The sequence below is a fragment of the Paracoccus benzoatiresistens genome, from assembly GCF_026913015.1.
GTDB lineage: Bacteria > Pseudomonadota > Alphaproteobacteria > Rhodobacterales > Rhodobacteraceae > Paracoccus > Paracoccus benzoatiresistens.
Genome location: NZ_JAPTYD010000141.1, coordinates 1 through 1804, shown reverse-complemented (window position 1 = coordinate 1804; position 1804 = coordinate 1). Strand labels below are relative to the sequence as shown.

Annotated in this window: 1 protein-coding gene; it reads left to right on the top strand. The window is 64.4% G+C overall.

The genetic code is table 11. The features are described from left to right. The first annotated feature begins 86 nt into the window (after positions 1–86). Positions 87–1748 (top strand): IS1182 family transposase, encoded by a 1662-nt coding sequence (locus OU682_RS23820; RefSeq protein WP_268944657.1) that lies wholly within the window; start codon positions 87–89, stop codon positions 1746–1748. The last annotated feature ends 56 nt before the right edge of the window (positions 1749–1804 follow it).

The window sequence follows — 1804 nt, the reverse complement described above, 5'->3', positions numbered from 1 at the left end:
CGGAGGCCTGTGGCGGTGCCCACTTCTGATACTGTTGGCCATTCGGCCTTGTAGGGAGTTAAGCCGTGGAAACGCTGGAGGGCGCCATGGCTATGCATCCATCATTGATCGATCCTGTTCCCGAGGAAACCGCACGCGTGGCCCGGGCCGCCTTTCGCAAAGGCACCCTGCTGATGCGGGTTCGCGATGAGATCGGCGTCCTATACGAGGATGCCATGTTTGCTGACCTTTATCATGCCCGAGGGCAGTGGGCGATTGCGCCGTGGCGGCTGGCGTTGGTCACACTGTTTCAGTTCCTCGAGAACCTGTCTGATCGCCAAGCGGCCGAGGCGGTGCGCAGTCGCATCGACTGGAAGTATGCCTTGGGACTGGAGCTGACCGATCCGGGATTTGACTTCTCGGTTCTCTGCGAGTTCCGCGCGCGCCTGCTGGCCGGTGGTCAGGACCAGCGCCTGCTGGAGATCCTGCTCGAGCGTTTGGGCGCGCGTGGCCTCATCAAGTCGCGCGGCAAACAACGCACCGACTCCACTCACGTCCTGGCCGCGATCCGCACGCTCAACCGGCTGGAGTTTGTCGGGGAAACCCTGCGGGCGGCCCTCCATGCCCTGGCCCAAACCGCCCCCGCCTGGCTGGTCCAGCACGGTCGATCAGACTGGGCGGAGCGATACGGCGCCCGGGTCGAGCAGTATCGCCTGCCCAAGAGCCTGACCGCGCGTCAGGCGCTGGCTGAAGCCATCGGCACGGATGGCCACGACCTGTTGGCCGCTTTGTTGGACAAGCGGGAGGGCTTCTGGCCGGATCGGCCGCTGGCCGTGGAGCGGCTGAGGCTCGTCTGGATCCAGCAGTTTTACCATGACGGAGTCAGTGTCCGCTGGCGCGAGCCGGCCGATCAGCCGCCGGTGAGCGGGCGTCTTCATTCGCCCTACGATCCAGAGGCTCGCTACGCCAAAAAGCGTGACATCGGCTGGATCGGCTACAAGGTCCATCTGACCGAAACCTGCGACGCCGACCGGCCGCACCTGATCACGGATGTCCAGACCACAGCGGCCGGCTTGGCCGATGTCGCTATGACGGCGACGGTTCACAGCGCGCTGGCCGCACGCGGCTTGCTGCCGGCCATCCATGCGGTGGATTCCGGTTATGTCAATGCTGACCTGCTGGTCGCCAGCCGGGTCAGTCATGCCTTGGAACTGCTCGGCCCAGCCTTGCCGGACAGCAGTCGGCAGGCCCAGGCTGGGGAGGGGTTCGATCTTAGTGCCTTCACCATTGACTGGTCCGAGCGCATCGCCCGATGCCCAGCAGGTCAGATCAGCAAAAGCTGGAAAGAGGAGCGGGATGAACGAGGCGTAGCCGTTGTTCGAATTGGCTTCTCTCAGAAGAGCTGTAGTTCCTGCCCCAGTCGGGTCTTGTGCTCCCCCTTCAAGCCGTGTCGTCGGGCGAACCCTCGGCGTCTGACGATCCTGGAGCAGCCTGCCTATGAGGCCTTGCAGGCCCGCCGTCGGGAACAGAACGGCGAATTGTGGAAAACGCTCTATGCGTGTCGCGCCGGTATCGAGGGCACCCTGTCTCAGGGCATCCGCAGCTTCGGCTTGCGCCACTGCCGGTATCTCGGGCAGACCAAGACCCATCTTCAGCACGTCTGCACCGCGGCAGCCATGAACCTCGTGCGTGTCGATGCATGGCTGCGCGGCCAACCTCGAGCGCGCACCCGCCAATCACAGGTAGCCGCACTGCTTGCAGCCGCATGACGTCGCCCCGCCGAATGGCCAACAGTATCAGAAGTGCGCGCCGCCACAGGCCTCCA

Coding starts and splice junctions, on each gene's coding strand:
- OU682_RS23820 (WP_268944657.1), top strand. CDS start 87: ATGGCTATGCATCCATCATTGATCGATCCTGTTCCCGAGGAAACCGCA.